The sequence below is a fragment of the Streptomyces bohaiensis genome, assembly GCF_012033785.1.
In the GTDB taxonomy this organism is placed as follows: domain Bacteria; phylum Actinomycetota; class Actinomycetes; order Streptomycetales; family Streptomycetaceae; genus Streptomyces; species Streptomyces bohaiensis.
The window spans coordinates 1-1,965 of the sequence record NZ_JAAVJC010000470.1 but is presented as its reverse complement, the minus strand read 5'-3'; the positions used below and the strand labels follow the sequence as shown (position 1 = coordinate 1,965).

At 77.3% G+C, this 1,965-nt stretch carries 2 protein-coding genes; both read left to right on the top strand.

The annotated features are described in order from the left end of the window. The first annotated feature begins 120 nt into the window (after positions 1-120). Complete coding sequence (gene fmt / locus HCN52_RS24025; protein ID WP_168090522.1) at positions 121-1,053, top strand: methionyl-tRNA formyltransferase; 933 nt, start codon at positions 121-123, stop codon at positions 1,051-1,053. A 93-nt stretch (positions 1,054-1,146) separates the two neighbouring features. Then, the coding region (locus HCN52_RS24020) for a transcription antitermination factor NusB (RefSeq protein WP_312876859.1) at positions 1,147-1,965 on the top strand (819 nt) is incomplete at its 3' end.

Below are 1,965 nucleotides of genomic sequence, written 5' to 3'. Positions count from 1 at the left end.
GGCTCGCCGGGCGCGGCGGCGCGGCGGACCGTAGACTGCACCCCGGTCGCGCCCCGCCCATCGGCGCCGCGACCCCGCACCGCCCCGCAGCCCCCGCACAGAAACGGTGACCGACCCAGCATGAGGCTCGTCTTCGCCGGCACCCCCGAGGTGGCCGTGCCCGCACTGGACGCACTGCTCGCCTCCGGACGGCACGAGGTGGCGGCGGTGGTGACCCGGCCCGACGCCCCGGCCGGCCGCGGGCGCCGCCTCGTCGCCTCCCCGGTGGCGCAGCACGCGCTGGACGAGGGCATCGAGGTCCTGCGCCCCGCCCATCCGCGCGACCCCGCCTTCCAGGACCGGCTGCGCGCCATCGCCCCCGACTGCTGCCCGGTGGTCGCCTACGGGGCGCTCATCCCGCGCGACGCGCTCGACATCCCCCGGCTGGGCTGGGTCAACCTGCACTTCTCGCTGCTTCCCGCGTGGCGCGGCGCCGCCCCGGTGCAGCACGCGGTGATGGCGGGCGACGAGACCACCGGAGCCTCCACCTTCCAGATCGAGGAGGGACTGGACTCCGGGCCGGTCTACGGCGTCGTCACCGAGGACGTCCGCACCCGCGACACCAGCGGCGACCTGCTGACCCGGCTCGCGTTCGCGGGCGCCGGGCTGCTGGCCGCCACCATGGACGGCCTGGCGGACGGCTCGCTGCAGGGCGTGCCGCAGCCCGCCGAGGGCGTGACCCTCGCCCCGAAGCTGACCGTCGAGGACGCACGCCTGGACTGGGCCGCCCCCGCCCTCCGTGTCGACCGGGTCGTCCGCGGCTGCTCACCCGCGCCCGGTGCCTGGACCACCTTCCGGGGCGAACGGCTCAAGGTGCGCCAGCTGGCGCTCGCGCCCACCCGCACCGGGCTGCCGCCCGGTGCGGTCGTCGCCGACAAGAACCACGTCCACGTCGGCACCGGCTCGCACGCGGTGGAGCTCCAGTGGGTGCAGCCGCAGGGCAAGAAGCCCATGGCCGCCGCCGACTGGGCGCGCGGGGTGCGCCCCGCGCCCGGGGAACTCCTCGGCACCTGACCGCCCCCCGCCCGCGGACGGGGCCGCCCCCACCCGGCGCCCCGTTCCGAGCAGCCCCACCCGTCCACGTCAGCACCGCGGAGCGAACCAGCAGTGTCCACCGGCCCGAGCCGTCCCGCCCGTCCCTACCGCCGCCCCCGGAAGGACCCGGTCCGGCTGCTCGCCTTCCACGCGCTGCGCGCCGTGGACGAGCGGGACGCGTACGCCAACCTCGTCCTGCCCCCGATGCTCCGGGAGGCCCGGCAGAAGGGCATGGACGACCGGGACGCGGCGCTCGCCACCGAACTCGTCTACGGCACGCTGCGCCGCCAGGGCACCTACGACGCGATCCTCGCCGAGTGCGTCGACCGGCCGCTGCGGGAGGTCGACCCGCCCGTACTGGACGTCCTCTCCCTCGGCGCCCACCAACTGCTGTCCACCCGCATCCCCAGCCACGCCTCCGTCTCCGCCACGGTGGAACTGGCCCGGGCCACGGTCGGCGACGGGCGTGCCAAGTTCGTCAACGCGGTGCTCCGCAAGCTCACGGCGCACGACCTCGACAGCTGGCTGGAGCGGGTCGCCCCGCCCTACGAGGAGGACGCCGAGGAACACCTCGCCATCCGGCACGCGCACCCGCGGTGGGTGGTCTCGGCGATGTGGGACGCGCTCGGCGGCGGCCGCGCCGGCATGGAGGCGCTGCTGGAGGCGGACAACGAGCGGCCGGCCGTCACCCTGGTCGCCCGCCCGGGCCGGGCCGAGGTGGCGGAGCTGCTGGCCGCCGGTGCCGAGCCCGGACTCCACAGCCCCTACGCCGCCCGGCTGACGCAGGGCGGCGAGCCCGCCGCGGTGCCGGCGGTCGCCGAGGGGCGCGCCGGGGTGCAGGACGAGGGCAGCCAGCTGGTCGCGCTCGCGCTGGCGGCCGCACCGCTGGAC

Bases quoted from the DNA above. Each gene is read 5' to 3' on its own strand.
- fmt (WP_168090522.1), top strand. From the start codon at position 121: ATGAGGCTCGTCTTCGCCGGCACCCCCGAGGTGGCCGTGCCCGCACTG.